General features: G+C 61.1%; 22 protein-coding genes and 1 tRNA gene. 11 read left to right on the top strand and 12 right to left on the bottom strand.

Features of this window, described 5'->3' with window-relative positions; all coding sequences use genetic code 11:
• Positions 1 to 19: 19 nt before the first annotated feature.
• Both CFE428DRAFT_RS08030 and CFE428DRAFT_RS08025 read right to left on the bottom strand, forming a co-directional pair.
• A complete protein-coding gene (locus CFE428DRAFT_RS08030) occupies positions 20 to 370 on the bottom strand; it encodes a thioredoxin domain-containing protein (protein WP_006979000.1) in 351 nt (116 codons plus the stop codon).
• Between the two features lie 49 nt (positions 371 to 419).
• Entirely contained in the window at positions 420 to 1,604 is a 1,185-nt protein-coding gene (locus CFE428DRAFT_RS08025; RefSeq protein ID WP_131990065.1) for a HEAT repeat domain-containing protein, read from the bottom strand.
• 83 nt (positions 1,605 to 1,687) lie between these two features.
• Between CFE428DRAFT_RS08025 and CFE428DRAFT_RS33245 the strand changes: the two genes are divergently transcribed.
• Complete coding sequence (locus CFE428DRAFT_RS33245; protein WP_006978998.1) at positions 1,688 to 2,227, top strand: hypothetical protein; 540 nt, start codon at positions 1,688 to 1,690, stop codon at positions 2,225 to 2,227.
• On the opposite strand, the gene CFE428DRAFT_RS08015 is transcribed toward CFE428DRAFT_RS33245, so the two are convergent.
• The 3 genes from CFE428DRAFT_RS08015 to CFE428DRAFT_RS08005 all read right to left on the bottom strand — a co-directional run bounded on the left by CFE428DRAFT_RS08015 (position 2,228) and on the right by CFE428DRAFT_RS08005 (position 4,543).
• Positions 2,228 to 2,848: a uracil-DNA glycosylase family protein gene (locus tag CFE428DRAFT_RS08015; RefSeq protein WP_006978997.1), complete on the bottom strand. Its 621-nt coding sequence runs from the start codon at positions 2,846 to 2,848 to the stop codon at positions 2,228 to 2,230.
• Positions 2,849 to 3,790, bottom strand: a complete 942-nt coding sequence (gene fmt / locus CFE428DRAFT_RS08010; RefSeq protein ID WP_006978996.1) for a methionyl-tRNA formyltransferase — start codon at positions 3,788 to 3,790, stop codon at positions 2,849 to 2,851.
• A gap of 168 nt (positions 3,791 to 3,958) precedes the next feature.
• A complete protein-coding gene (locus CFE428DRAFT_RS08005) occupies positions 3,959 to 4,543 on the bottom strand; it encodes an adenylate kinase family protein (protein WP_006978995.1) in 585 nt (194 codons plus the stop codon).
• 329 nt (positions 4,544 to 4,872) lie between these two features.
• On the opposite strand from CFE428DRAFT_RS08005, the gene CFE428DRAFT_RS08000 reads away from it, so the two are divergent.
• The 10 genes from CFE428DRAFT_RS08000 (at position 4,873) to CFE428DRAFT_RS07955 (ending at position 13,301) form a co-directional block, all read left to right on the top strand.
• Positions 4,873 to 6,249, top strand: coding sequence for an MFS transporter (locus CFE428DRAFT_RS08000; protein ID WP_006978994.1), 1,377 nt, complete (start codon positions 4,873 to 4,875; stop codon positions 6,247 to 6,249).
• A gap of 51 nt (positions 6,250 to 6,300) precedes the next feature.
• Positions 6,301 to 7,212 (top strand): sugar phosphate isomerase/epimerase family protein, encoded by a 912-nt coding sequence (locus tag CFE428DRAFT_RS07995; RefSeq protein ID WP_006978993.1) that lies wholly within the window; start codon positions 6,301 to 6,303, stop codon positions 7,210 to 7,212.
• Positions 7,213 to 7,405: 193 nt separating this feature from the next.
• The gene (locus CFE428DRAFT_RS07990; RefSeq protein ID WP_042724646.1) at positions 7,406 to 8,518 is read left to right on the top strand and encodes a lysylphosphatidylglycerol synthase transmembrane domain-containing protein; all 1,113 of its coding nucleotides are present in this window, start codon (positions 7,406 to 7,408) and stop codon (positions 8,516 to 8,518) included.
• A complete protein-coding gene (locus CFE428DRAFT_RS07985; protein WP_006978990.1) occupies positions 8,519 to 9,223 on the top strand; it encodes a RibD family protein in 705 nt (234 codons plus the stop codon).
• A 17-nt stretch (positions 9,224 to 9,240) separates the two neighbouring features.
• Complete coding sequence (locus CFE428DRAFT_RS07980; protein ID WP_131990067.1) at positions 9,241 to 9,519, top strand: hypothetical protein; 279 nt, start codon at positions 9,241 to 9,243, stop codon at positions 9,517 to 9,519.
• A 266-nt stretch (positions 9,520 to 9,785) separates the two neighbouring features.
• The gene (locus CFE428DRAFT_RS07975) at positions 9,786 to 10,220 is read left to right on the top strand and encodes a type II toxin-antitoxin system RatA family toxin (RefSeq protein WP_157447454.1); all 435 of its coding nucleotides are present in this window, start codon (positions 9,786 to 9,788) and stop codon (positions 10,218 to 10,220) included.
• Entirely contained in the window at positions 10,217 to 11,458 is a 1,242-nt protein-coding gene (locus CFE428DRAFT_RS07970; RefSeq protein ID WP_006978987.1) for a beta-ketoacyl-[acyl-carrier-protein] synthase family protein, read from the top strand. The genes CFE428DRAFT_RS07975 and CFE428DRAFT_RS07970 overlap by 4 nt, the downstream gene beginning before the upstream one ends.
• Before the next feature lie 460 nt (positions 11,459 to 11,918).
• Positions 11,919 to 12,671, top strand: a complete 753-nt coding sequence (locus tag CFE428DRAFT_RS07965; protein WP_006978986.1) for a sulfite exporter TauE/SafE family protein — start codon at positions 11,919 to 11,921, stop codon at positions 12,669 to 12,671.
• 39 nt (positions 12,672 to 12,710) lie between these two features.
• On the top strand, positions 12,711 to 13,115 hold the full coding sequence (locus CFE428DRAFT_RS07960; RefSeq protein ID WP_006978985.1) for a DoxX family protein: 405 nt from the start codon (positions 12,711 to 12,713) through the stop codon (positions 13,113 to 13,115).
• 109 nt (positions 13,116 to 13,224) lie between these two features.
• A tRNA-Met gene (locus CFE428DRAFT_RS07955) sits at positions 13,225 to 13,301 on the top strand.
• Positions 13,302 to 13,465: 164 nt separating this feature from the next.
• Here CFE428DRAFT_RS07955 and vccD read toward each other — a convergent pair.
• From vccD to CFE428DRAFT_RS07920, 7 genes are all read right to left on the bottom strand, one after another.
• The gene (gene vccD, locus CFE428DRAFT_RS33240) at positions 13,466 to 14,113 is read right to left on the bottom strand and encodes a Verru_Chthon cassette protein D (protein ID WP_049975577.1); all 648 of its coding nucleotides are present in this window, start codon (positions 14,111 to 14,113) and stop codon (positions 13,466 to 13,468) included.
• Positions 14,110 to 15,243, bottom strand: coding sequence for a Verru_Chthon cassette protein C (vccC, locus tag CFE428DRAFT_RS07945; RefSeq protein WP_202797393.1), 1,134 nt, complete (start codon positions 15,241 to 15,243; stop codon positions 14,110 to 14,112). The genes vccD and vccC overlap by 4 nt, the downstream gene beginning before the upstream one ends.
• Complete coding sequence (vccB, locus tag CFE428DRAFT_RS07940; RefSeq protein ID WP_006978982.1) at positions 15,240 to 15,725, bottom strand: Verru_Chthon cassette protein B; 486 nt, start codon at positions 15,723 to 15,725, stop codon at positions 15,240 to 15,242. Before vccB ends, vccC begins: the two co-directional genes overlap by 4 nt.
• Positions 15,722 to 19,636, bottom strand: a complete 3,915-nt coding sequence (gene vccA, locus CFE428DRAFT_RS07935) for a Verru_Chthon cassette protein A (protein ID WP_202797392.1) — start codon at positions 19,634 to 19,636, stop codon at positions 15,722 to 15,724. The genes vccB and vccA overlap by 4 nt, the downstream gene beginning before the upstream one ends.
• A gap of 292 nt (positions 19,637 to 19,928) precedes the next feature.
• Complete coding sequence (locus CFE428DRAFT_RS07930) at positions 19,929 to 23,030, bottom strand: beta strand repeat-containing protein (protein WP_006978980.1); 3,102 nt, start codon at positions 23,028 to 23,030, stop codon at positions 19,929 to 19,931.
• A gap of 177 nt (positions 23,031 to 23,207) precedes the next feature.
• A complete protein-coding gene (locus CFE428DRAFT_RS07925; RefSeq protein ID WP_006978979.1) occupies positions 23,208 to 23,849 on the bottom strand; it encodes a response regulator transcription factor in 642 nt (213 codons plus the stop codon).
• Positions 23,850 to 23,862: 13 nt separating this feature from the next.
• Positions 23,863 to 25,914, bottom strand: coding sequence for an ATP-binding protein (locus CFE428DRAFT_RS07920; RefSeq protein ID WP_006978978.1), 2,052 nt, complete (start codon positions 25,912 to 25,914; stop codon positions 23,863 to 23,865).
• Positions 25,915 to 26,032: the final 118 nt, after the last annotated feature.

Here is a 26,032-nt window from a genome sequence, read left to right as displayed (position 1 = left end):
TTGGGAGAAGCGAATCCGCCTAGTGCAACCGGTGCACGATTTGCTCGAACGTCACGCCCTCGTAAAGCACCCCGCCGATCTCCGCGACTGGCATCGGGACGCTGTCGACCCTTTTGCCGACGCGGGCGAGCTCGTCGTTCAGCTCATGTCGGGTCGCATTCACGGTGAGGTCACGTCTCTGGTAACGAATACCTTGTTTTTTTAACTCGGCCTCCAGCCGCACACAGGCGGGTTCGGCTTTCGAACTATAGAGGATCAGCTCGGGAGCGTCCACCGTCGCCACCGAGGAACGTTTTTCCGCCAATTCCTGCCAATGGTCGACGGCGTAGCCCAACGAACAGACCGCGAGTAACACGATCAGCGATTTCATAGCTTTTGGGAAGGTAAAGCTCTGGCTTTAGTTTGGTTTCTCTCGCGACTTACTGGAATTGAGAAGTCGCAACGGAACTACGGAAACTCACTGTCGCTGTGCGGTTTGCGGACAGCTTGGCGAGGCTCGTGTTCAAAAATTTCGCAGAATTGGAAGCGGCTTTTCCCAGTTCGGTATCAGAGCCGAATTCATCCGAAAGCTTCTCGAGGATCGGCAGGGCTTCCGGCCGCTGGGTGTCGGCGAGCGCCTGGATGGCGGAGATGCGGAACACTTCGGCCATCTTGGTCTCGCGCGCCCATTTCGGGAGCATCTCGAGAGCGATATCGGGATAAAACCGCGCGATGCCGTAGAGCGCGTAGTGGCGGGTGGCCTCATCGCCGGAGAGCAACTCGGACTTCCAGTAATCCCACTCCGTGGCCGGCGTAATGCCATAGTAGCGCATGGCAAACGGGCGGGTAAGGGGTTCGATCATCGCCTCGACCTTGAGCTGCGGATCGATATTCATCGCCAGATCGCCGTCCCGCACGCCGATGGCGCGCAGAGTGAGCAGCGCATGGACGATATCGCCTGTCTCCACGCGGAACGCGCTGGTATCAAAGTGGGTCGGCAGATCGGCGCCGGCGGCGCTGAACTTGGAAACGGCGCTGAGCGGAAGATTTTCCGTCAGGGCGAGCACCGCCGTCTGCAGGGTCGCGGTGGAAAGCTCCGGATGATTCTGCGCATAGGTGAGCAGGGGCTTCAAGCGGGGCAATGTGCCGTAGGAAAGCGTGTAGCCGCGGTCGGCGAACTTATTCGCGGAGCGGGTGGCTGCGGTCTGGATGGTGACTTCCACTGGGGTGCCGGGGCGGAGTTCCACTTCGCCGGAGCGCAGGACGACGACCAGATTGGTGCCTGATTCAAACATCTGTCCGCCAGCCACACGGACGGTGAGCTGTCCGCCGGTCCGGTTCGTCAAAATCGCCCGCACAGTGTCGCGGCCGTTGCCGCGAAATTCAGCGGAAAGCTGGCCGTGTTCGATCGCCGTATGCAAATCCAGGGTTTGCGGCTGGGTGCTGACGACATTGCCGGTCTTGCTGGGCCGGACATTGGACGCTGCCGTCAGGGCCACGACTGCAGCCTGGGACATCGAGGGGGAAGGCATGCTCGCCGCTGGGGCGGAGCCTTGTGGCCAAAGGGCCAGGCCTCCACCAGCGATCACAGGGGTCAGCAGCGCGCAAATGGCGATGGATCTCATAACAGTATTATTATGTAGCAGCCCCCTTGCCACGGTCGGGAATTTCCTTGTCGCCCTTCGTATTCGCCCAGAGTCTGGGGTTCATGAAGACCTACTCGGACTTTATCGACCGCGTTCTCCGTGCGGAGGGCCGTTTTCGGAAACTCATCCCCACCGAGCCGCTCGACTACGACCTGCTGCTCCAGCTTCGGGCGGCGGATGACGCCACGCTCAGCGATCAGCGGGCCATCGGCAAGCCGGCCATGTTTACTCTGGTACGGGGCGGTCTTTTCTACGCTCTCGACGCCATCGACGAGGCTCACAAGATCTTCCAGGACAGCCCCGGTGATCTCGGTTCCTACTGGCACGGCATGATGCATCGTCGCGAAGGGGATTTCGACAATGCCCGCTACTGGTTTCGCCGCGCTGGCAAGCTGCCCATTTTCGATGAATTGCACCGCACGGCCTGCGAGCACTCCGCGGATATGGCCCGACAAGACACTTGGGACCCGTACCTATTCACCGGCGAATGCGAGCAAGCTCGCTTTGGCGCGGAAGAAAGCCTGAAGGAACTCGCCGACCTCCAGCGGGTCGAATTCGAAGGGCTCTTCGACTACTGCTGGCGGCAGAGTGAACTGAAGTAGCTACCCCTTCCGCGGCCACGCGGGGTGGCGGATGATGAGGTCGAGGGCCTGGGCGAGCAGGGTGCGGCCAGGTTCGATGCGGTGCCAGGGGGACGCGCCGCTGGGATGCGGCAGGGGCACGATATCGAAGTCGTGGCCGTGATAGGTAACGCGCGACTTTTTGCCGATGATCTCGGTGAGCTTGTCGGAGGCGATGAATTGCCCGATGGCGAGTTTGCCGATGGGGATGAGGAGTTCGGGCTGCAGCAGCTTGATCTCCGCTTCGAGCCAGCGGGAGCAGGTGGCGATTTCCTGCGCATCGGGCACGCGGTCGCCGCCGGTCGCGTTCTTGCCGGGGAAGCAGCGGCAGACCGCCGCCATGTAGATGCTCTCGCGAAACTCGACCTCGCCCATCCCGCACGCCTTTTCAAACCAACCGAAGAGCGTCTTGCCCGCCGTCCAGGCAAAGGGCCGGCCGAGGACGGGCTCTTTGGTGCCGGGCGCCTGGCCGACAATCATGACCTTGCTCAAGACCGGTCCGCCGGAGACCGCGGGGCGATGCATCTTCGGGCACAGCGCGCAGCCGCGGAGGTGGGTGACGAGTTCGTCGAGTCGGCGTTGAGCGGCGGAGGGACGGGGCATTTAACCGAGAATCGTGCCGGGCGCGATGGAGTGACCACGGAGGAATTCGCCCGCCGGCATACGGCGCTTACCTTCGAGTTGGATCTCGTTCAGCAGCACGGTGCCACCTTGCGCCGAGACGAGCAGGCCTTGCGCATCGGCCCGCAGCACTTCGCCGGAAGCACCGGAACCACCGCTTTGCAAAGCGCAACCAAAGACCTTGAGCTGGCGAGGCCCGGCGGGCGTCGGCAGGAAAGTGTGCGCGGCGGGCCAGGGATTCATAGCGCGAATGCGGAGGTCGATCTGCGCCGGGGTGGCTTTCCAATCGATGAGGCCATTTTCGCGCGAAAGCTTCGGTGCGTAGTTGGCGCGCGCTTCATCCTGCGGCGTGCGTGGGGCGTGTCCCGCGGCGACGAGCGGCAAGGCCTCGGCCATCGCGGCCGCGGCAACATCGGCGAGACGATCGTGCAAGCTGCCGCCGGTGTCTTGAACGCTAATCGGCGTCTCGTGCATGAGCAGGATGTCACCCGTATCGAGCCCTTCGGCCATGTACATGACTGTCACGCCCGACGCGGCATCTCCGGCTTCGATCGCCGCCTGAATCGGCGCCGCTCCGCGCCAACGCGGCAACAAGGAAGCGTGCAAATTCAGGCAGGCCAACCGCGGCGCATCGAGCACTGACTTCGGCAAAATCTGGCCGTAGGCCATCACGACGATCACGTCCGCTTGCAAAGCCACGATCTCCGCCACCGACTCGGGCGTGCGGAGCTTGATGGGTTGCAGCACCGGCACGCCGCGCTGTAACGCGAGTTGCTTGGTGGCCGGCGCATGCAGTTCCTGTTTGCGCCCGACAGGTTTGTCCGGCTGCGTGACCACGGCCACAACTTCCCATTCGGGACTGTCGAGCAGCCAGGTCAACGCGGGCACCCCGATTTCACCGGTCCCCATGAAGATAGCGCGCATGCGAAGGAAGTTGAGAGTTGATGGTTGAGAGTTGAGAGTCCACCACGAAGCCGCGGAATGGCCGCTCCGCGGCGTGCAGATTACATCATCCTTTCGGCGCGGAGCGCCGCACAAAAGCGGGAAAGCGGAGGACTCTCAACCCTCAACTCACAACTCTCAACTTTTTCGTCAGCTTCCCGCGTTCACCGCGAACAGAATATCCTGCAGCACCTTCACCGGCGTCTGCGTGGCATCGATATCCTCCACCAGATTCGGCCCGTAAAACTCGAGGACCGGCTTCGATTCCTCATCGTAAGTGGCGAGACGGCGCCGGATGGTTTCTTCGTTCGCATCGTCGAACCGGTTTTCCTTGAGCGCGCGCTTTTTGAGACGCGTGACGAGGGCGTTGCGATCCGGGCAGGAGAGATGGAACACCTTTTTCACCTCGATCATCTCCTGCATGAGCTTCGCCTGGTTCACGCTCCGCGGAATGCCATCGAGCACCAGCGAGTCGATATCCGGCTTGAAGGTGTGCGAGCCGACCATGTCGCCGATGCGCGCCATCCAGAGCTTCACCGTGATTTCATCGGGCACGAGTTCGCCGCGGCTGGAGTATTCCATGAAAGCCTGACCGACCGCCGTGCGCGTATCGAGCTGGCGAAAGACGTCGCCGCATGCGCAGTGGAAAAACCGCGGGATCGCGCCAAGGATTTTGCCTTGCGTGCCTTTGCCGCTGCCGGGAGCGCCGAAAATAAGATAGGTCCGATATTTCATAACTTCACTGGGGAGTGCGGCCCACTAAACGTGGCGTTTTAGCGGCTGCAAAGAGGAAAGTGCGTCATTTTGCACCGGGAGGGAGGGGAAAAACACCAAACACCAAACACCCAACACCAAACACCCAACGTCCAACACCCAACGTCCAACACCCAACGTCCAACACCCAACGTCCAACATCCAATGGCGCAAGCGTGCTGCCGGGATGGTTGGCTCGGCGGTAGGTTCATTGGATGTTGGGCGTTGGATGTTGGATGTTGCGCCGAAGGCGTCTCGGCGTCTTAAACCGGCTTGTCGCGCGGGGCACCAGCAGCCACGCTGGGCGGCTCATGTCCCAAGCCCCGACGGACGTCCCCTCGCCCGCCCCAGCCAAACGCGATGCCTATGCGGCCTTCCGGTCTCCGGCTTATCGCAGCTATGCCGTGAGCAGCTTCGTGGCGAACCTCGGGCGGCAAATGCTGGGCGTGGCGCTCGGGTATGAAATCTTTCAGCGCACCCACTCGGCCACGGCGCTCGGGTTGGTCGGTCTCATGGGCGCGTTGCCGATCATCTTTCTCTCGATTCCCGCGGGCATCACCACGGATCGGATGAATCGCAAGGTCATCATCCTCATCACGCAGTTGCTTTCCATGCTGACTTCGATCGGTCTGACGGTCCTGGCCTGGGAACATGTCGCGGTGCCGGCCATCGCCCCGCTTGCCGCAGCCATGCACGCTCTCTACTGGATGGCGGCACTCTTCGGGGAAAAGAACGGGGTCATCTTCGAGGCGGCCCTCCCGCTCATGTATCTCCTGCTGTTCATCAATGGCATCAGCCGCGCCTTTGGCTGGGCGGCGCGCAGCGCGCTTTTCCCCAACCTGGTGCCCCGTTCCGCCTTGAGCAATGCGGTGATGTGGAACAGCAGCAATTTCGAGCTCACCTGCGTGCTCGGTCCGGCACTCGGCGGACTGGCCATCGCGCATATCAATATCCCCTCAGTCTACGCTCTCGATGCCTGCTGCGGGCTGATCGGCTTCCTCTTCATCCTCCCCATTTTCGCTCCGCAGGAAATCGCCGAGACACATCCGCACCCGCTGGAGGACCTCTTCACCGGGCTGCGCTTCGTTTGCGAAAACAAGATCATCCTCGCCACGATCACCCTCGATCTCTTTGCCGTACTGCTCGGCGGCGCACTGGCCTTGTTGCCCATCTTTGCCGATCGCATCCTTGGAGTCGGAGCCGTGGGACTCGGCTGGTTGCGCACGGCGCCCTCTATCGGCGCGGTACTCATGGCCTTCATCCTCGCCCACCGGCCGCCCTTGAAAAAAGCGGGCGACGCCATGTTGCTCGCGGTCGCGGGCTTCGGTGTGGCGACCATCATCTTCGGCCTGTCACACAATTACGCGCTTTCCTTCGTCGCCCTCGCCTTCACCGGCTGCTGCGACAATGTGAGCGTGGTGGTGCGCCATACCCTGGTGCAATTGCTGACCCCGGATGCCATGCGCGGCCGCGTCTCGGCGGTGAACAACATCTTCATTGGCTCCTCGAATGAAGTCGGCGCGTTTGAATCCGGTATCACCGCAGCGCTCTTCGGACCGGTGCTTTCTGTCGTCGGCGGAGGCATCGGGACCATCTTCGTGGTGCTCGGAATCGCCTGGAAATGGCCGCAAGTCCGCCAGATCGGCCCTTTGCAAACCCCGGAAAAATCAACCGACTCCGCGGATTAGGCATTGCCGATTGACCATTTCCCACGCCACTCTCGCCCGAAGAAATCTGCAATGCTTTCGTTTTCGACCTGTTGGAACTCCAGCCGTCACCAGGACGGCGAAGCGATGCTGCAAGAAATCCTCGATCTCGGTTTTGAGCGCGTGGAGCTCGGGCACGGCATCCGTCTGTCGCTCATGGAAGGCATCCAGCGGCGCTTCAACAAGGGCGGGTTCACCATTTCCAGCCTCCACAATTTCTGCCCACTGCCGATCGAGATCACCCGGGCGGCGCCCGACTGCTATCAATTCTCCTCGACCGATCCGCGAGAACGCGACCGGGCGCTGAAGCACACTTTCCAAACCATCGATTTTGCCCAGCGGTTCGGTGCGCGCTTCGTGGTGCTGCATCTCGGCCGGACGCCGATCGATCAATACACCGACAAGCTCGTGCACATGGCCGAGGTCGGGCTGCTGCACTCGCGAACCTTTGTGCGCGAGAAGATGGAGTGCATTCGCAAGCGCGAGGACAAGGCCGCACCGTATCTCCAGCGGGCGCGCGATTGCCTGAAGCGCGTCGTGGAATACGCGCAGGGCAAGGGCGTGCAGCTCGGCATCGAAAGCCGGCACAGCTACGAGGAAATTCCCAACGAGCTGGAAATGGCCACGGTGCTGAATGAATTCAACGTCCCGGAGGTCGGCTACTGGCACGATTTCGGGCACGTCCAGGTGAAGCACAATCTCGGTTTCCTCGATCACCGCGAATGGCTCAGCGAGGCGGCGCCCCGGCTCATCGGTTGCCATTTGCACGATACGAAATGGCCAGGCCGCGACCATCTCGCGCCCTTCATGGGCGATATCGATTACGACCAGCTCATTCCCCTGCTGCCGCGCGATACTCTTTTCGTCTTCGAGATGAGTCCGCGGCGCACCAAAGAAGAGATCATCGAAGCGCGAGAAAAGTGGACCCAGAAATACGGCGCGTGAGAAGAGAAGGATGAAGGCGGAAGGATGAATAACCTGCCTCGCCAAGCCACGCCCTTGCTCGCGGCGCCGCTCGACCTATTCCTGCCCGAATGGCTGACCACGAGCTGCCCTGTTGGCTGTTGTATCAGCCTTCACAAGAGCCACTTGCTTTAGCAGCGAGATTCTTCATCCTTCACCCCTCCTCCTTCATCCTTTGAAAAAAGCCCTCGCCACCATGTTCCAGATCGTCGTCACGGTGGCGATCCTGTACTATCTCTTTCATGACCCTCAGGTCCGGGCGAAGATGGCCACGACGCTGCGGAATGCGGATGCCCGATGGCTCTTCCTCGGGTTCATCATGTATGGGCTGGTCGAAGTCATCGCCGGCTGGCGTTGGCAACTGCTTCTGCGCGTGCAGGGGATCGAGTTGGGGTGGGTCCGCCTGTGTTGCCTGCTGCTCATCGGTGTCTTCTTCAATTTCATCATCCCCGGCGGCACAGGCGGCGATGTCATCAAGACTTTTTACCTTCTCAAGGAGACTCCCGGGAAACGCACCGTCGCCCTGCTTTCCGTGCTCGTGGACCGGCTCGTCGGGCTCATTGCCCTCAGCGTTTTTGCCGCGGTGCTGATTATCGCCGATTGGCAATGGCTGATGAGTTCTCCGGTGGTGGACAAGTTCGTCTGGCCGGCGATCATCATTCTGGGTGGCAGCTTCGGCGGCCTGCATGGCATCTACATCATGACCAGCCGGGGCTGGATCCACCGCCTGCCCGCGCGCTTTCCGGGCCGCGACAAACTCGCCGAACTCGCCCTGGCCTACAATCTCTACGGTCGCTCCTGGAAGCCCACACTCTCCGCCTTCGGCCTCTCCTTCCTCGCGCACCTGGGCTACTTCGCTGTCTTCTATTGCGCCGGCCAGGCCTTGCGGCATGACAACGTCCGCATGCCCACCTTCGCCGAGATGTGCGCGATCATGCCCATCGTCAACACGATCTCGGCCATGCCCATCAGCATCGGCGGGCTCGGCGTGCGCGAAGGGCTGTTCCAGGTTTTTCTCAATCACCTTTGCAGCGTGCCCGTGTCGGACGCGTCGCTCGTTTCCCTCTGCGGGTACTTCCTCACCTTCTTCTGGGGAATCATCGGCGGGGTCGTCTACCTGTTTTACCGCCCCTCGGATCACGCCCGTCTGCGCGATATCCGCAGCGAAGTCGCCGAGCTCGAGCACACCGTCGCGGAAGAAGAAGTGGCCCTCGAAACCGCCGAAGTGGCGGTGCACGGGGCAAGCGGTGGTGGGTCCAAGGGCGAGCCCGACAAAGCAAAACGCTAAATGCCGCGCCAGCCGCCCCGCCCTTTCGTCACGTCGAATTTTGCCATGACGTGGGACGGCCGCATCTCCACACGCCGCAGCACACCGGCGAATTTCACCTCGCCGAAAGACAAGCGGCGTCTCGTGGAGATTCGCGCCGAGTGCGATGCCATTCTCGCCGGAGCCAAGACCATCGCGACGGACAACATGACGATGGGCCTGCCCGATCCGGCGTTGCGCACGGCGCGGGTGAAGCGTGGACAAAGCGCCTATCCGTTGCGCGTGTTGCTCACCAATTCCGGCCGCATCGACCCCGCGCTGCGCGTTTTCGAAAGCACCTTTTCACCGATCATCATCTTCTCCACCACGCGCATGCCGGCCCGGGTGCAAAGCGCACTCGCCGGCAAGGCCGACCTCTGGCTGCACGAGGGTCCGGCGGTGAATCTCGCCGGCATGCTCGCCACCCTGCGCGCCGATTACGGCGTGAAGCGCCTGGTCTGCGAAGGCGGCGCCCAAATCTTCCGCGCCCTGCTCTCCGCCGGGTTGATCGACGAAATCCATCTCACCCTTGCCCCGAAAATTTTCGGCGGAATCAAGGCCACGACCATCACCGGCATCGCCGGCGATTTCCTGCCCAAATCCATCAACGCGCACCTGCGCTCGATGGAGGTCATCGAGGACGAGTGTTTCCTGCGATACAGAATCCGGGTCGCGGAAAAGCAGTAATATGCCAAGCTGATTTTATGAGAACGACTGTAGATCTGCCAGATGCCCTGCTTCGTCGGGCCAAGGCCCAAGCTGCCCTTCAAGGACAGGCCCTTAAAGATCTGGTTGCGGCCGCCTTGGAACTTTTTTTGGAAAGACGTCAAAACGGCTCTTCCGGCGCTCCTTGCCGTACTTCGTTCCCCCTCATTCAACCCCAAGACCCCCATCGAAAAACAACTCCGGAAATGGTTTCGGCTGCTGAGGATCAGTTACTGGCTGAGGAAGCCGATGCCCATGGCCGTTTTATGGGACATTAATGTCCTTCTGCCGCTCATCCACGGCGCCCACCTACACCACCGGTCGGCCGCGTCGTGGGTTAACCAGCATCAAGAGGACGGCGACCTCGTTCTTTGAATGGTCACATTCGACAGTGGCTTCCGTTCCTTTCCCAATTTGCGATATCGCATCCTGACGCCGGAAAAGCCCTCGCAGTAACGTGGATTCGGAAACTTGCGCTGCCACTGCTTCTCTGCCATCTCGATTTCATTCGACAGCAAGGGGTTGGCTCGGGAGATTGCCCGGCTTGCACACCGGCAACTTCATTCACATCCGCGCTCCGCGGGAAAAAATCTTTGCCCTGGTCAGCGATTTGAATCGCTGGCCGGAACTGCTTTCCCACTACCGCTACGTCCGGACCCTGGAGACAAATGAAAGGGGAAGCATTGTGCAAATGGCCGCCTCCCGTTCCGGCATCCCGATTTCCTGGGTTTCCGAGTATCGGGCGGACGAGCATGCCCTCGAACTTCACTTCGAGCATCTGCGCAAGTGGACGAAGGGCATGAAAGTCGTCTGGACGCTTACGCCCACCCGTGACGGCACTCGCGTGGAGATCATCCACGATCTGAAATTCCGCATTCCTTTCCTCGGCTGGCTGGCGGAGCCGATCATCTGCGGCTTTTTCATCGAAAACATTGCGAACAAGACGCTCGCCGCTTTCAAGGCCCACCTCGAACAATGAAGCGGCGCGTCGTCATCACCGGCCTCGGGCCCATCACCTGCATCGGCACCGGCCGCGAAGTTTTCTGGCAAAATATCCGCGCTGGTCGCAGCGGCATCTCGCGCGTCTCGACCTTCGACACGAGCGAGCTCAAGGCGCATTGCGGCGGCGAGATTCTCGACTGGGATCCCACCCGCTTTTTTCCACCGCACCGCCTCAAGCGGCTCGATCGCTACGCGCAATTCTCCGTCGCCAGTGCCTTGCTCGCCCTCGAAGACGCCGGCCTTCCCTGGTCGCGCGAGCAACCGACCTTTCGGGCGGGCGTGAGCTTCGGCACCGCTCTCGGTGGCATCGCCAATGCCGAGCACGAGCACCAGCGCTTTCTCAAGAAAGGCCAGCGCGGCGTAAACCAAACGCTCGCCCTGCAAGTCTTCGGCGGCAGTGCCCACTCGAATATCGCCATCGAGTGCGGCTTCCGCGGTCCGGGCACGACGAATTCCAACTCCTGCGCCAGCGGCGTAGTCTCCGTAGGCGAAGCGATGCGCTACATCCGTGACAACATGGCCGACGTCATGGTCGCCGGCGGCGCCGAAGCTCCGCTCAGCCCGCTGACCTACGGCGCGTTCGATTTCATCAAGACGATGAGCCGCTGGACCGGCGACCCGCCCTTTGCCTGCAAACCCTTCGACAAAGATCGTGACGGTTTCGTCATGGGCGAAGGCGCCGCTTCAGTCGTCCTCGAGGAATACGAGCACGCCCGCCAGCGCGGCGCGCACATTTACGCCGAAGTGCTCGGCTACAGCCTGAACAACGAGGCCTATCACATGACCACCCCTCTGCCGAGTGGCGAGGCCGTCATCGCTTGCATGCGCGAAGCCCTCGCCGAGGCGCAGGTCCCGCTCGACACCGTCGACTACATCAACGCCCACGCCAGCGGCACCCAACTCAACGACGCCAACGAATGCATGGCGATCAAAGCCGTCTTCGGCGAACACGCCTCGAAACTCGCCGTGACCGGGACCAAGGCCTACACCGCGCATCCGCTCGGCGCCACCGGCGCGATCGAAACCGTCATCTGCGCGCTGGCCCTGCACGAAGGCTTCATCCCGCCCACATTGCACCACCACACCCCCGATCCTGCCTGCGACCTTGACGTCGTACCCAACGTCGGCCGCGAACAAAAACTGCGCGTCGCCCTGAACAACGCCTTCGGCTTCGGCGGCATCAATTCCGTCCTCGTCCTCCGCCGCGTAGATTAACGGGGGACTAAAAACGCGGCGACGCAGCGCGGCAAAGCCGCAACCAAAAGGGGAGCCACGAACATGCGAAAAGACAGGGAAGGGAAAGTGACCCGCGAATCACCCGAATGACGCGAATGATCTGCCCTCATTCGTGTTATTTGCGTGATTCGCGGGCCAAAAATTCTACGCGTCGTGCGGACATTTTCATGGTTAGCACTGCAGAGGCGCAGAGAAGAAGTGTGTAGGGGTTGGTTGGGGTGGATTTAAAACAGCGAATGAACGGGAACAGAAGAATGGTTCGCTTCTATAATTCGCGTTCATTGGCGCCCATTCGCGGTTCAATTTCTGTCTCTTGGGTTGTCGCCTCTTCTTCCCTCTGCGCCTCCGCGTCTCTGCGTTTTTCCCCTTTCCTTATCCGTCCCAAGCGACGGTTCCGCTTGCCACCGCCGCATAGGATTGAAAGCCTCGCCGCCCGGCAATGCTTCCCCATCTCACCCCCATTCAATGGTCCCTCGCCGCCCTCTCGGCGTTTTGCATCGGCTTTGCCAAGAGCGGTTTCTCCGGCGCGGGCCTGCTGAATGTGCTCGTCATGGCTGAGCTCTTCGGCCCGCGCGAATCGACCGGCGTCGTCCTGCCCATGCTCATCTGCGGCGATATCCTTTCCGTCATCGCCTTTCATCAGCACGCCCGCTGGCCCATCGTCTGGCGCATGCTGCCGCCCACCATTATCGGCATTCTCGCGGGCTACTGCATCATGCTGAAGCTCACCGACGGGCGCATCTTCGGCCCGATCATCGGCTGGATCGTTCTCATCATGGTTATCCTCCAGGCCGTTCGCCGATGGTATCCGCGTGCCTTTGAAAAAGCGCCGCATACTCCGCAATTCGCCTGGAGCATGGGCCTCACCGGCGGCGTCACCACCATGTTGGCCAATGGCGCCGGCCCCATCATGACGCTCTACTTCCTCGCCACGGAGACTCCGAAATTCGCCCTCGTCGGCACCAGCGCCTGGATGTTCCTCATCCTCAATTCCTTCAAGGTCCCCTTCAGTTGGAGCCTCGGCCTCATCCATGGCTCGTCGTTGCTTTTCAACCTCGTCCTCGTCCCCGCCATCGCCGTCGGCACCTTCACCGGGCGCTGGCTGATCCGCTACATCAAGCAGGATTTCTTCGAAGCGCTGCTCCTCTGCTTCGCCGCGCTCGCCGCGCTGCGCATGATCCGCGTCTTTTAATCTGGCCGCTCGCCCGCCGCCCTCGATAGCGTCCGCGGCATGTGGAAGAATCTCTCGAACTACCGCGACGCCGCGCTGCTCTTTTTCCGCGTCACGTTTGGCCTCGAATACATCTACGTGCACGGCTGGCCGAAGCTCGCCGGCGGCATCAGCCGATGGAAGGAAGTCGGCCACGCCATGAAATTCGTCCACATCCATTTTGGGTTCGCCTTTTGGGGATTCATGGCCGCCTTTTCCGAGACCATCTGCATGGGCTTGCTCCTCATCGGCCTCGCCTTCCGTCCCTCGTGCGTGCTCCTGGTCATCACCATGACCGTCGCCGCCATCTCCGACTACCACACCAAGGGCGGCCTCGGCGCCGCCTCTCACGCGCTGGAGCTCTGCCTCCTTTTCATCGCCCTCATCTTCATCGGCCCCGGGAAATACAGCGTCGACCAAGGCTGAACTTCGAGGCGCTCGCCGACTTTCCCGTCTCATTCGCGAAAATCTTTCGAAGAAACAAAGTTTCCCCTTGCTGTCTCAGCGAGTGCGAAGTAAATAACAACTCCTCAATCGCGGGGTGGAGCAGCCTGGTAGCTCGTCAGGCTCATAACCTGAAGGTCGCGGGTTCAAATCCCGCCCCCGCAACCAACCTTCGCTGGAGCTTCCAGCGGAAGCGAAGGTTGTCCCGCCCGAAGCAGTTCCTCTGCGTAGGCGGACTTTCTCTCACTCCAGCTACGGCTCGGCAAGCCCATCCCGATGGCTCAGTTCTCCTACGTCTACATTCTCGAAACGGAGGACGCGCAGCATCTTCCTTACGGGCTGAGCATGCGCACGCCGCCGGTGAGCGGGTCGAGGACGATGGAAACAAAATTCGACGGTAATACCGTCCTGGCCGAGTCCTTTTCCATAAGAAGCGTCAGCGTCCACTGCTGGCTGCCCGAGAGATTGGTGGAACCATCCGGGCGGAACTGGAAATACGAGTAGGTCGGCGCGGGCGATGACGCCGCCCGCCCGATCTTGATGCCTGTCGGAAGCGGCTGATTGGTCCCGAGCGTATTTACCGATGGATCAAGGATCGAAGACCACGATTGGCCGCTGGCATCCTTCATGGCGGACAAGACGACGCCGGTTTCAAAGGTCGTCATCGTACTGTAACGGATCCCATTCACCCACATGTCGCACCCGTGATAGGCGGGCGTCTGGCCCGGGTCTTCCGTGTCCGCGTATTGATAGAAATGCATTTCCACCGGCTGATTCATCCGGATGGCCAGCATGCGCGCGGCATTGAGTTGGTTCATCAGGTTCACCGCGCAATTCGACAGCCGGCTGGATTGGACGACATCAGTCGTCGCGGGGACGACAAAGCCGGCAATGATCGCGATGATGGCAACGACCACCATCAACTCCACCAAGCTAAACGCCGCGAGACTGGTCCGGGCGGGATCAGTCGAGGAACTCATGGCGAAATGCTGGCGCTCCATTTTGCCGAGCGGATCGGCACGGTGGTGCTGAAGACTTCATAGTTGAGACGCTTGGCAATCAGCGAGGCGGTGAGCGCGCTGATGTCCGCGTCAAACAAGCTCACCTGCTGAAACCAGCTCTGGTCCACCAGTTGACCGGTGCTCTGCGAGCCGCTCTCGTAGCGGCTCGCGGTACGCTCGTCGAGCGCCACCATGGTCACCACCACGCTGGGTGGAAGCTGATGTCGTGTCAACGGGGCAAGCGTATTGCTGCTGTCGGTAAGAAACATCCGCGAGTCGTAGAAATAGTTTGGCGCGACGTCGTAGTCGTGCGCGCTCGTGGATTTCGGCGGCACTGGGCTGCGCGGGCTGATGATGAGCGCAACGATGTTTTCCGCGATCGGCCGGCTGACTTTCAGCGGCGGTGTAACGGTGGAGTCCTTGAGCAGCGAGGTATTATTGAACCACGCCGTAGCATCGCCGAAGCTGGCAGAGGTGAGCCCCTTGAAGCCCGAGGCCACGCCTCCGGGAGGGGAGTAAATGCTCAGCCGTTCCGAAGGCTGGCGGAACTCCATGAGCCGGCAGCGTTTCCTTGGCATCACGCGGGAACCGAGAAATGCCGGTAACGCGCCGAGGTCCGAGTCCGTGTCGCAGGTCAGAAAGTAGCCCCACGCATTCATGGCCGTGGCCGCCGCGGCGTCGTTGGGGTCGTTCGTCACACCAAAGGGCGCTTGGAAAAAGACCGCCTGCGTTAGTGTCTGGTTCAGGTTTGCCGCATTCAGCAACTTCTCCGCGGGACCCGCGATGAAATGCAGCTCCGACTGGCGCACGTATTTGGTCGGCTGATTCGGATCGTTGTAGTCCCAATAGGTGTTCAACGTCGCCTCACTCAACCGGCGCGTAACGGACTCAAAGGCGACCCGTGCTTCGCGGAATTGCTCTACTCGCGACCGGGAATCCGTGTAGACGCGCTGCGTGGCGCCCAGCACGTTAAACATCATCGTCATGATGAGTCCCAGCACCGCGACGACGACCAGCAGCTCGACGAGGGTGAACGCCTCGTGAAAGCGGAAGGTCACCGGAGTTCCGCGCATGCTCCGTCTGCCACCTGCGCCGTTCCCCGTTTTCATCGACTGATCCTCGCGGCCAGCAGCGTCACCAGCTTATACTTGGCCTGGTTGGTAAATCGGTCCGGAATCCCCGCTGGCAGGCTGGTCAACTTGACCTGCACCGCGCGCAAATACTGGTTCAAGGAAGTCGCATCGCTCGAGGGCAGCGAGGCGCCATTTGACGGCACCGAAAGCTGCGCCGTCATCACGGTCTCCACCGTATCGGAGGGAATCTCATTGCCCTGGTTGTCGTAATAATAAATCTGGCCATCGAAATCCGCGAGATTGTGGGTCTGATCCCAATCGCTGCCTTCCAGCCTCGAGTTAATTTCCTCGACGATCCGCGCCCCGGCCGTGTCCGCCCCCGAGGCCCGCAGCGAATCCAATCCCAAAGGCAGCAGCCCCACCGCGGTGAGCAAGCCGAAGACAATAATTCCCAAAGCGAGAGTTACCTCCACCAGGGTAAAGGCGGAAGACGAAGAGACAGGTGAACGATGTTTCATGGCGCAAATTGACGGCGTTGAATGATTCGGAACTTGTAATAGTGATCGAGCGTTTCCTGGTTATCCGGGATTCCGTTCCCGTTGGTATCCGCAGTGGAGGTAAAGTCCGGCAGGTCGGTTTCCGTAGCATCGACGTAGCGCTCGATCAGGCAGGAACCGCGGTATTCACCGACCACATTGTCTCTGGCCTCATCCCATCTCTCCGGCGTCCCGTTGGCCGCGTTCTTCCGCAGCGACTGAACCCGAACATGAACGGTGTAAGTATTCGATTTCGTAGTCAGCCGCGGATACAGCTGATTGTACGGGCTCTCGCGGAGGTTATCTCCCGTCAATCGGTGAGACTGCCACCACGTGCTCATATTATCGTAAGTGGCGCCTGAGTTGAGTGGCACGAGCGAGATGCCGCAGATCTCCGTCGCGGAGTGAAAGATATCTCCCTGTTTAAAGCGGTCTTCGAATCCCTTCAACGTGCCGCCGGCGGGATCAGGATCGATCGCCAGGCGATAATTCGAATTGGCGGCATTCGTCGCGCCGTTCCATGGCTGCTTTTTATAGATGGTGACATCGCTATCTGGAATCGCGGTCATCGAGACGCCCTTCAACACCCCCTGCAACGCGGTCCGCCGCTTGAGATAGCGGAATGGAACGATGTCGTAATTCATGTTCACCTTCCCCGCCGTGGAGAAAGGCTCGCTGATGGCGTAGGGCTCCACGATCGGCATCCAGAAGAGATCCAGCCACAGGTGATCCTGCGGAAACGTCAATCCATAGTGCTGCGTACCAGCCGCGGGCTGCGGATTGAAAAGCAGCGTCTGCCAGGGCTCCGGCTTGTTACTCTTCCCATGCACCCCGGTGGGCAGCGAACCGAACATGACCGCCGAGGCGATCTCGCGATTCGGGGAAAAAGTAATGTTATCCGTCTCCGAACCCTGGCTGCCGTAGCCACCGGACTCGCCTCCCGCGGCGACATATCCCAGCGCTGATCCCCGTGTGAAGTAGCCGAGCGAGGTGGAGCCCTCATCCGCCTTGTTAACATAAGGCCCGTCTTCCTGAATGTCGTCGCCGGTATCCCAATCTCCCGGCGCGCCGTATTGATTCAGCGCCCCGCTCAATCCGGGGGGGACCATGGGAATGGCGTCCTCCGGATAAGTCAGGCCCGGGATCAGTGTTCCGCTCGTCTGGGAGTTCTTGAAATTCGTCGTCCAGGAGCTCCGGAACTGTCCGCTATTGGTCCAGACGCCACCGCGCAAGGTCATACCGGCCAGGTTCGATTGAGCCTTGAAATAGCCGGACGTGATGCTCGGCTGATAGGCGATAATCCGCATATCACCCGCGGACGTGCCGGCGGGATCCACCGCCATCGCATAAACGGTATCTCCAGGATAAATCAGATTGTTCAGAAGACTCTGCGCATTCTTCTCATAGCGGCCGTAAAGAGGATCCGTGGTGTTCTGATTCTTGAGGCTGTAGAAAAATCGGTTGTAGTAATCGAGCTGATACCGGTTTGGCACACCGGTCACCAGCTGTTTTCCAATGTCGTTCAACCCGCCGACCCGCGCGGGCACCGGCAGCGTTTGCGCGGGAAAGTTGATGGTGAATGTCTGGATCTGCGTGGCGTGATCCGGGCCAATCACGGTAACGGTGATATTTCCCCCGTTGAATTGGAACGTCGGTTTTCCGACGACATTGATATCCGTGTTGGAAGCCCAGATATCGAATCCATTGCTCCCCTGCCCCGGCACAAGGAGAGGGCTCTTCCCGCCTGTGTTGGAGGCGAAAAACTGGCCACCCATGCTGGGGAGCGCCGTTTTGTTCGCGGGCGAAAAGGTATCGGCCGAGTAGTAGCCCTCGGCAAAATTCAACGTGCGCGTGGCGTTCACCCCGTTGGCATTCAGTCCGAGATTGGTGCTATCCGCCATGAAGGAATTCATGCCGGAGACCTTGATCTGGAAGTTCTGATTGAACGCGCTGGCACCTGGAGAAATGCAGTAGGGCTGAATGATGAGACGGGCGCGCATCGTCCGGGTGGTGACGACAGTCGGATTCGTGGGACTGACGTCCACCTGCGTGGGATAGAAGAGGAGCGCGGCTTGCGCGATGGTGTAAAAGCGCCCCTGCCCCATCGTCGTCCCGATTTGGATTGGCGAGATGATGCCGAAGTCCACATAGTACGGCCCATAGGAGTAGTAGGGCGTCAAATTCTGCCGTGGTGTGGGAACGGTATTCACCAGGCTGCGGATATAGTCGTAGCACTCCGTGAGGATCTGATCCCGATCATTGGGATACTTACCCAGGAAGTTACCTCCAAAGCCCGGAATGCTCTGCGAAGTCAGGCGTTGCAGATAAGCGTAGAGCGCCTGGTTCCGCGGGATTTTGGCGTAATCCGCCGTGGCGCTGTAGCATGTCGCCTGGGAGTTTGCATATTGCTTGGCCAGCAACGCCGTCACGTAGCCCCGCTGAAAGTAGTAAGCGAAGCCGCGAGAAAAGGGATAGCCCGCAGGAAGCGACGGATCCGAACCGAGGCTGGAGCAGAATCCGATCAATTGATCGTAGGCATTGCGCGGCTGAGTAGTATAAGTCGTCTGATACTGCTGTATCGGCCAGAGACAGACGCGCGGAGTATTGAAGAGCGTGACCTCCGGTGCGCGGCTTTGCGCGGTGAGCAGAAACTGCGTCTGCGCCAGCATGTCCGCGGTCAGTTCGGAAGTATTCACGTCGCGCTGGCCGCTGGTCATGGACGTCGCCTTGAAGAGATACTCGTCGGGTGTGGCGTAGAGCCGGTCGGAATCGGGTTTAATGACCAGATTCGCGGAACTGGACGTGATAGGACGCGTGCCATCCAGGGAACCGCCGGTCTGCACGCGCGGCGCGAGGTCGTAGTAGAGCCCATATTTGGAGGTTCCCGCAGCGGTGCTACCCGCGGTGTTAGGCAGATAGTTACCCAGCACCGGGCTCAGGCACACCGTGGACGGATGCCCCGGGTAGCGCTGAAACTCATTCTTTACTGGCAGACTACTCGCCAGGCTCCGCTCTGTCGTGGTGTTGGCCTTGGGCGTATCCCAGAAGACACCCTCGCTGGCCGTGTTGATGTTCACCTTGGCGCATTCGTCGTCTGTCCAGAAAGCGATCCGGCCCACGATCGGGTTGGCCGCCGTCGCGCCAGTGACGTCCACCTGCGTGGGACTTCCCGGCACCGCTTGAGCCGCCGCCGTTGTGCCGTCCTTGAGGACGTAAAGCCATTTGACGGGCATCGGCGCGGACTGGGTGCTGGTCGTTCCTGGCGCATTCTGGATCTGCATGCCCGGCACATTAGTCAGGACCCCTGGGTCGAGGATGGGATAGCGCAGCTTGGTCGATCCAGGATTCGCTGGGTCGGCCACTTTCACCGGCTCATTGAGATCCGTGTAGAGAGGAGGTGTGGCGCTCCAATTCGCCGGCGGAATTTCCGCGTTTTCCTCCGAAGCGCCAAACGCGGAGACGCTCATTTGATCGGAAGAATACAGTTTGTAAGCCTTCTGCAGGCTGGCCAGCCCGCTGCCGCCGCTTCCCGTCCCGCCATCCGAGCCATACACCCGGATCATCCCCGGCTGCGAAGCCCACGTCTTCGGCGAGGCAGGATCATCGTTCAGCGTATCCGTCGCCTGGCGTATTTGGGCGATCACCACGTTCACCGCGGAGTCCGCCAACATGCGCGTGCTGGAGTCGTCGGCATAGCTGGAAGAAGCCTGCCGTTCGGTGGAGACCAGGGTGAGAAAGCCGACGATCAGCGTGGTGATCAGAACCAGCACAAAGAGCACGATCACCAACGCCACCCCCTGCTGCCTTGATTTCGCACCGCTATCCACGCGCCCCCCTCCTGCGGAGCGGAGCGGGAAGTGAGATCGACTGGAAGCAGCGGCGTTGGAATTCATGGGGGAGTCACCTCGGAGAGAGCGTTCGCTCTGCCCAGCATTCTTCTTCGCGAGTGATTCGTCATGTGACGAGAATTCGCTAGGTAGCATTGCGAACAGGTCGTTCATGGTCCGGCAGTCTCCGGTTGTGTGGTTCTTCTGCGGAAAGGATGGGCGGCGGAGCCACTCCCCTAGAATGGCTCCGCTACCGGTTTGGTTATGAAGACCGCGCACCGGCGAAAACGACTTCGCCGATGCACTGCCGTTCTGTGTTTTTGGCGCCCCCGTTTAGCGCGCCAAATTTGAAAAGCTTTTACGCACGGCGCTGACGGTTGCGGCGACGCCAGGCCACCAAAAGTCCGAGTCCGCCAAAGAGCGATGCAAACGCACTCGGCTCGGGAATGGCCGTGAAGGAAAGCTGATAGTCGCTGCCCACCTGATTGAAATTGGCGAGGTAGTCGGCCGTATCGTAACCGGTGATGCCGGCGAGGTTGAAGCCACTGGTCGTGACGTTGTGGAAGACGGTGTAAGTGTTCCCGTAGTCGGCAGGAGTGAGTCCGCTGAGGCTGAGCGTCAGGTTGTCGCTGCCGAGCAGCCAGTCACCGGTCGAGGAAAAGGCGACCTCGCCGGAGTTCGTGCCGCTGATGTCCAGGGCCAGTGTCGAACCCGAAGCGAAGCTCAGTGAGCCCGCGCCGAGCGCCAGGGTCAAGGTGCCCACGGAGCCGAGACCGCCCGGCGCCAGCGTGCCGTTGACAATGATATTGCCCGCGGTCGCGGCGGTGATCGATCCCGTCGCACCCGAAGCGAGCGTCGCGCCGGAGGCCACGTTCACATTGGCGGTGCCATTGAGCGAACCGCTAACCACGAGGGTTCCCGCGCTGACGGTGGTCGCACCGGTGTAAGTATTGGCGCCCGAGAGGGTCTGGGTGCCGCTACCGATCTTGGTCAGTGCGACGCTGGTCGCGGTACCGTTCTGGATGACACCCGAGAAAGTCGGGCTGGTGTTGTCCCCGCCGATCGTCAGGGTGGGCGTTCCCGCAGCGGCGCTGGTGATCGTGCCGCCGCCACTGATGGAACCAAGAGTTTCAACGAAGCCGTGAAGATCGAGGGTCGCGCCCGTGTTCACGGTGGTCGTCGAATTCACGCCAAAGGCCCCGGAGATGGGCGAGGCTCCGCCGACCGTCGCCTTCCCCGCCACGAGCGTACCCACAGTAACCGTGGTCGCTCCGGTGTAGTTGTTGGCACCGGACAAGGTCGCGGTCGCGGTGCTCGCGAGATGCGTCGCGTCGCCGCTGCCATTCAGGGTCAGACCACCCGTTCCGGAAATGACGCCGGGGAGCGAAATGGCGCCAGCAAAAGCATTCGGATTGAGAGTGAGGGTGAAGGCCCCGAGGTTGACCGTTCCGCCAACGGTCACACCGTTGCCGTTGGAGTACGCCCCGATCGTCGAATCGGACCCGAGGGTAATCGACGTGAAACTAAAACTGGCAAATGAGAGACCGCCACCGGCAACCAGAGCCCCAGGCTGCCCGCTGGCACCGGCACCATTGATCGTGAGCGCCCCAAGCACCGGCAGACTGCGCGACGAATTGAAATTGAGCGTTCCCCCGTTCTGGACGGTGATGGGCCCAGTGCCGAGACTGTTGGTGGTGGCGGCGCCTGAACCATTGGACAGGAGGCCACCGCTGACCGTGATACCGCCTGTGAAAGTATTCGCCCCGCTGAGCGTCAGCGTGCCAGTGCCGGTCTTAATCAGGCTGCCGCCCCCGCTGATCACGCCGGACGAGCTCGAGTTGACGTTGTTGGCACCCACCGTCAGAGCGACGGCGTTGGGGGTCCCTGCGTTGTCCATCAGGTTGATATTGCCACCCCCAAGGCCAGCTACCGTGAAAGCATGAGTGCTGACAGAGGAGTCGAAGACGACGCTGCCCGCTGCGCCCACAGATAGCGTACTGTTTTGCAGGGCCAGGGTATTGGAAAGGTTGAGCGTGCCATTGACTGTGGTGGCACCGGTAAAGGTGTTGGCGGCGGTGAGGGTCAATGTTCCCGGGCCGCTCACGGTGAGGCCGGTAGCCGTGGTGTTATTGGCGATGATCGATCCGATGCTGAGGCCTCCGGCATTATTGACGATGGCCACCAAATCCTTGCCCGAGGCTCCTTCCAGCGTGCCGCCGGTGATCGTGGAAAGGTTGCCACTGCCCACCGCGCTCGTGACGAGGATACCGCCCGTGGTGATGACATTGGTTCCACTGAGTGTCACCGTGCTCGCCGCGTTGGCATTGAAGCGAAGGCTGTTGGTCGTGACGTTGTTGTAGGCGGTATTCGAGGCCAGAGTGACCGTGGTATTGTTTCCGGAGGCCCAGGTATCGTTAACGTAGGAGGCGAGACCGGTGATGGCGCTTGCGCCGTTGGCCACCGCCCAGGTATTGCCGTTAAAGGTGGCATACCCACCGAGGATGCCGCCGGTGGTATTGGCGGTGGAGGTAATCGTGCCGCCGGTGCCGCTGAAATCGATGGTCCCGCCGACAGAGCGCGCGATGGCTTTGACATTCAGGGTCGTGCCGCTGCCGCCGTTGGCATTGACGACGATGGCCGACGCGCCCGCGTTGACCGCGAGGCTGGCCACCGTCTGACTGGTTGTCCCCGTGGTATTGCCGAGAACGGAGAACGTGCCACCGCCCAAGGCCAGGGGCGAGGTGCTGGCAATGCTCCCCGAAGTGCCGTTCCCAACCTGGAGGGTACCGGCGTTGACCGTGGTGGCGCCGGTGTAGGTATTCGCACCGGAGAGGGTCGTGGTCCCCGTGCCTTTCTGGGTCAATCCCCCGGTGCCGCTGCCGATATTTCCGGAGATGCTGACTGCACCGCTGCCCGCAATCGTCAGCAAGAAAGTGCTGTTGGTCACGTTACCGCCCACCATCAACAAATTGCCGCTGTTGTTCGTCCACGTCTGGGCGGCGCCCAAGGCAATTGAGAGATTGGTGGGATCACCCACCGTGGTCGCCTGCGCCCCACTGTTCATCGTGATCCCTCCGTTGCCGATGGTGAGGGTGCTGGCCGCGGTATTGGTCAGCGTATAGCCGTTCGTCGTGGTCGCGCCAAATAGGAGGCCATTGATGCTCTGCGTGCCCACGTTGACAGTGGCGACACTGGAGAGAGTCCCGGCATTGCCAAACAAGGCGATGTTCGTGGTGAGATCGCTGGCGGTCGCGACATCGGTTGTGCCATTCCACCACGTCGTGCCACCGGCATTCCATGTGCCACTGCCATCCTGCGCGCCGGAAGTCCCGGTGTTGCTATCCCAAGTGAGGGTCGTCGCGGCCTCGGCCCCGAAGTTCAGCGCGGCGACCGCCGCGACCCAGATCGGCACCGTGAGAATCGACGTAATGAGAAGTCTGCGAGCACCGGGAGTTTTCATGATCTTCAAGCAGTTGCGGAACGAATGGCAGTGGGGTGAGCGCTTCAAGGGGGTTGGATGGTGAAGGAACGACGCACGTCGGCGTCCAAGCGGGCGCGTCTCAGTGCGGCGGGAGAATGCCGTCTGTGCGCGATCCCGTCATGTAGCGAGAATTCGCTACATACCCCCGAATTTAACCTATTCGATTAGCCCGCGATACTTCGCCACCGCCTGGCTCCGCGAACGGACGTGCAACTTCTCGTAAATGCGCCGGATGTGGCTGTTCACCGTGTGCGTGGATATTCCAAGGCTTTCGCCGATCTCCTTGTAGAGGTAGCCCTGCGCGAGAAGACCGAGCACTTCCACTTCGCGGCCCGCGAGCCCCGCCTCGACCGGCGCGGCCGGCGGAGGCACTGGCTGCTTTTGAAAGAAGTTGACGACATGCCGGGCAATCTGCGGCGTCATCGGCGAACCACCGGCCTTCGCCTCTTCGATCGCGGTCACGATTTCCTGCGGTGGCGTGCGCTTGAGCAGATAGCCGCAGGCCCCCGCCTTGAGCGCCTCGAAGATGAGCGGGCTTTCTTCGTACATCGTCAGCATCAGGCAGAGCATGCCCGGGCAGCGCTGCACGATCTGTCCGACGAACTCGATGCCGTTCATTTTCGGCAGATTGATGTCCACCAACAAAAGCTCAGGGGCGAGCTTGGGAATTTTCCGCAAAGCTTCTTCCGCATTGGGAAAGACGACGTCGCACGTGACGGCGGAAGTCAGCGCAAAGTAACGTTGCAGGGTGCGCGCAAACGGTTGGTCGTCTTCGACGAGGGCAATGCGGATGGACATGATCAGGGAGGGCTTAAACCGGCAGACGAAATTCGACTCTCGTGCCGCCTTCGGCCCGAGTTTGCGCGACACAGCTTCCGCCCACTGCAGCGAGGCGGGTGCGCATGTTTTCGAGGCCGTCTTTTTCCGGTCCGGCGGCATCCGGCGGTAACCCGCAGCCATTGTCATCGAGGCAGATGACCATCACGGGATCTTCAAAACGGAGGGTGAGGGTCACGAGGTTGGCGCCCGCATGCTTGACAATGTTTTGCAATGCTTCCTTGAAGGCGAGCAGAAGCTGGTGCCTCTTTTGCGCCCCGACCTCGCGCTCCGGCCACGCCTCCGGCGCGTGCTGCCGGAGGCGGATATCGAGTGGAGAAAGATAACTGCTGGCCGCGTGGCAAAGGTAGTCCGCGATATTTTGCAGCGTGTCGTTTCGCGGGTTAATGGCCCAGACAGCTTCGTCGAGCGCGCCGACCGCGTCGCGCGCCGTGGTGGTCAACTCCTCGAGTCGTTCGCGAGTTTTCCAGGACAGCGTTTCCTGCGCGGCGAAGAGCTCGTGCATCACGGTGAGTTGTGTCAACCGGGCGCCGACCACGTCGTGCATGTCGCGGGCGATGCGGCGGCGTTCCTGAGAAAGCTCCTGGCTTCGCTCCAACTCCGCCAATTGCCAGGCGACACGGCGACGGGCAATGTGCCAGGCCAGCAGCGCGGCGCTGGCCACGGCGGCCAGCGCCACGGTCAATTGTGCCCAGGGATTTTTCCACCACGGCGCGAGGACGATGAGCGGGATGCGCAAGGAGGCGCTATTCCACTCGAAATCGCTGTGCCGCAGTTGCGCCTCGATAAGATATTCCCCCGGGGGCAGCCCACGGGTTTCGACCGCCCCGTGCCAATTCGGCGCGATCCACCCGTCGGGTCCACCAACGATCCGCAACCGCTTTCCGAGTGTCATACCGTCGCGCAAGGGCGGCTCTTCGAGGGTGAAAGCGAGCCAGTTTGCGCCGGCCGGGATGCGCACCGCCGGCAGGCCCGTCACCAGACGGTCATTGGACCGCACCTGAACACCGGAAGGAACTAGGGATTCGTACACCTCCACCTCCGCGATTTGCGGCGAATAGGGCGCCACGCTCGTGCTGAAAATTCGCAAATAGCGGCCACGAAATGTCCCCTGGCCATCCGCACTGCGCACCACGGCCGCCGTCCCCGGCTCCGCTTCGGGCGCGGTCTCCCGGACCTTTCCCTCCCACACGGGCCCCGCGTCCGACTCCGGTTCCTCGTCGAAAAGCTGCAGATGCAAATGAGTGAACTGGCCACCGGTCCCGCTTTGCGCACGGCCGCGGAGAGAGATGTGATCGAGATCGCGAGTTCGACGCAGATCGATTTCGAAATAAAAATCCCGCCCGAGCCTGGAATTCGCGGGATGGGCGTAACTGCCGATCAGTCCATCGGTGAGGGATTCGGCGTACTGTTTCTCCGGAAGTGCGTGACTGGCCGTCACCGGACACCCCAAGGCGATGTTGGTGGTCCCGAACGGCATTCGTTCCATGCGCAGTTCGGTTAGAATCGCATTGCTGGCCGGGCCCATCGGTGATGGCCACACCTCGACGCGAATTCCGGTCACGCCATCGTCTGGCAGGATCCCCCCGACCCGCGCTGTCGTCTTGCCAGGATGATCCACGAAATGGAGGTGCGGGTAGGCCCGGTCGAGCCAGCCTTGATTGGCACTAAAAGAGGTTGGGAAGACCAATTGCCAGTGACCTGCCAACGAAGGATTGCGGTCGGTCGTCACCGAAATCGAGAACTCGCCAAAGCAGGAGTCTTTTTGACCGCTGCCGAAGACCAACGAGAACCGGACCCGCCCTGCTGCCATCGGCGGAACACAGCGAAAGACACCGCTTTGCGGCGTGGACTGCGGGACCATCCAGCCGTTATCCGCGGTCTCCACTCCATCGACCGCCTCTGCAAACCGCGCATCGGCCGCAGTGGTCGCTTCCACCGGCTCCAATCGAATCGGCTCCGCCGCGAGCGCGCCGGTTCCAAAAGCGCAGAAGGCGACCAGCAGATGACGGAGGGGAAACAGCATCAGCAATAGGCAAGACGTTATCCTATCGCATACAAGGGCGGTTTTTGTAGCGAGTTCTCGCTACATGACACGACGCTACTGCTGCCTCATTCAACCCGACACCGATTGGGTGAAACAT

This window comes from Chthoniobacter flavus Ellin428 (assembly GCF_000173075.1).
Classification (GTDB): Bacteria; Verrucomicrobiota; Verrucomicrobiia; order Chthoniobacterales; family Chthoniobacteraceae; genus Chthoniobacter; species Chthoniobacter flavus.
Note: the sequence above shows the minus strand (reverse complement) of the source record. Positions and strands in the feature narration are given on the sequence as shown.

Excerpts from the sequence above, each read along its gene's own strand:
- CFE428DRAFT_RS08030 (WP_006979000.1), bottom strand. The coding sequence starts at position 370 with ATGAAATCGCTGATCGTGTTACTCGCGGTCTGTTCGTTGGGCTACGCC.
- CFE428DRAFT_RS08025 (WP_131990065.1), bottom strand. The coding sequence starts at position 1,604 with ATGAGATCCATCGCCATTTGCGCGCTGCTGACCCCTGTGATCGCTGGT.
- CFE428DRAFT_RS33245 (WP_006978998.1), top strand. The coding sequence starts at position 1,688 with ATGAAGACCTACTCGGACTTTATCGACCGCGTTCTCCGTGCGGAGGGC.
- CFE428DRAFT_RS08015 (WP_006978997.1), bottom strand. The coding sequence starts at position 2,848 with ATGCCCCGTCCCTCCGCCGCTCAACGCCGACTCGACGAACTCGTCACC.
- fmt (WP_006978996.1), bottom strand. The coding sequence starts at position 3,790 with ATGCGCGCTATCTTCATGGGGACCGGTGAAATCGGGGTGCCCGCGTTG.
- CFE428DRAFT_RS08005 (WP_006978995.1), bottom strand. The coding sequence starts at position 4,543 with ATGAAATATCGGACCTATCTTATTTTCGGCGCTCCCGGCAGCGGCAAA.
- CFE428DRAFT_RS08000 (WP_006978994.1), top strand. The coding sequence starts at position 4,873 with ATGTCCCAAGCCCCGACGGACGTCCCCTCGCCCGCCCCAGCCAAACGC.
- CFE428DRAFT_RS07995 (WP_006978993.1), top strand. The coding sequence starts at position 6,301 with ATGCTTTCGTTTTCGACCTGTTGGAACTCCAGCCGTCACCAGGACGGC.
- CFE428DRAFT_RS07985 (WP_006978990.1), top strand. The coding sequence starts at position 8,519 with ATGCCGCGCCAGCCGCCCCGCCCTTTCGTCACGTCGAATTTTGCCATG.
- CFE428DRAFT_RS07980 (WP_131990067.1), top strand. The coding sequence starts at position 9,241 with ATGAGAACGACTGTAGATCTGCCAGATGCCCTGCTTCGTCGGGCCAAG.
- CFE428DRAFT_RS07970 (WP_006978987.1), top strand. The coding sequence starts at position 10,217 with ATGAAGCGGCGCGTCGTCATCACCGGCCTCGGGCCCATCACCTGCATC.
- CFE428DRAFT_RS07965 (WP_006978986.1), top strand. The coding sequence starts at position 11,919 with ATGCTTCCCCATCTCACCCCCATTCAATGGTCCCTCGCCGCCCTCTCG.
- CFE428DRAFT_RS07960 (WP_006978985.1), top strand. The coding sequence starts at position 12,711 with ATGTGGAAGAATCTCTCGAACTACCGCGACGCCGCGCTGCTCTTTTTC.
- vccD (WP_049975577.1), bottom strand. The coding sequence starts at position 14,113 with ATGAGTTCCTCGACTGATCCCGCCCGGACCAGTCTCGCGGCGTTTAGC.
- vccC (WP_202797393.1), bottom strand. The coding sequence starts at position 15,243 with ATGAAAACGGGGAACGGCGCAGGTGGCAGACGGAGCATGCGCGGAACT.
- vccB (WP_006978982.1), bottom strand. The coding sequence starts at position 15,725 with ATGAAACATCGTTCACCTGTCTCTTCGTCTTCCGCCTTTACCCTGGTG.
- vccA (WP_202797392.1), bottom strand. The coding sequence starts at position 19,636 with ATGAATTCCAACGCCGCTGCTTCCAGTCGATCTCACTTCCCGCTCCGC.
- CFE428DRAFT_RS07930 (WP_006978980.1), bottom strand. The coding sequence starts at position 23,030 with ATGAAAACTCCCGGTGCTCGCAGACTTCTCATTACGTCGATTCTCACG.
- CFE428DRAFT_RS07925 (WP_006978979.1), bottom strand. The coding sequence starts at position 23,849 with ATGTCCATCCGCATTGCCCTCGTCGAAGACGACCAACCGTTTGCGCGC.
- CFE428DRAFT_RS07920 (WP_006978978.1), bottom strand. The coding sequence starts at position 25,914 with ATGCTGTTTCCCCTCCGTCATCTGCTGGTCGCCTTCTGCGCTTTTGGA.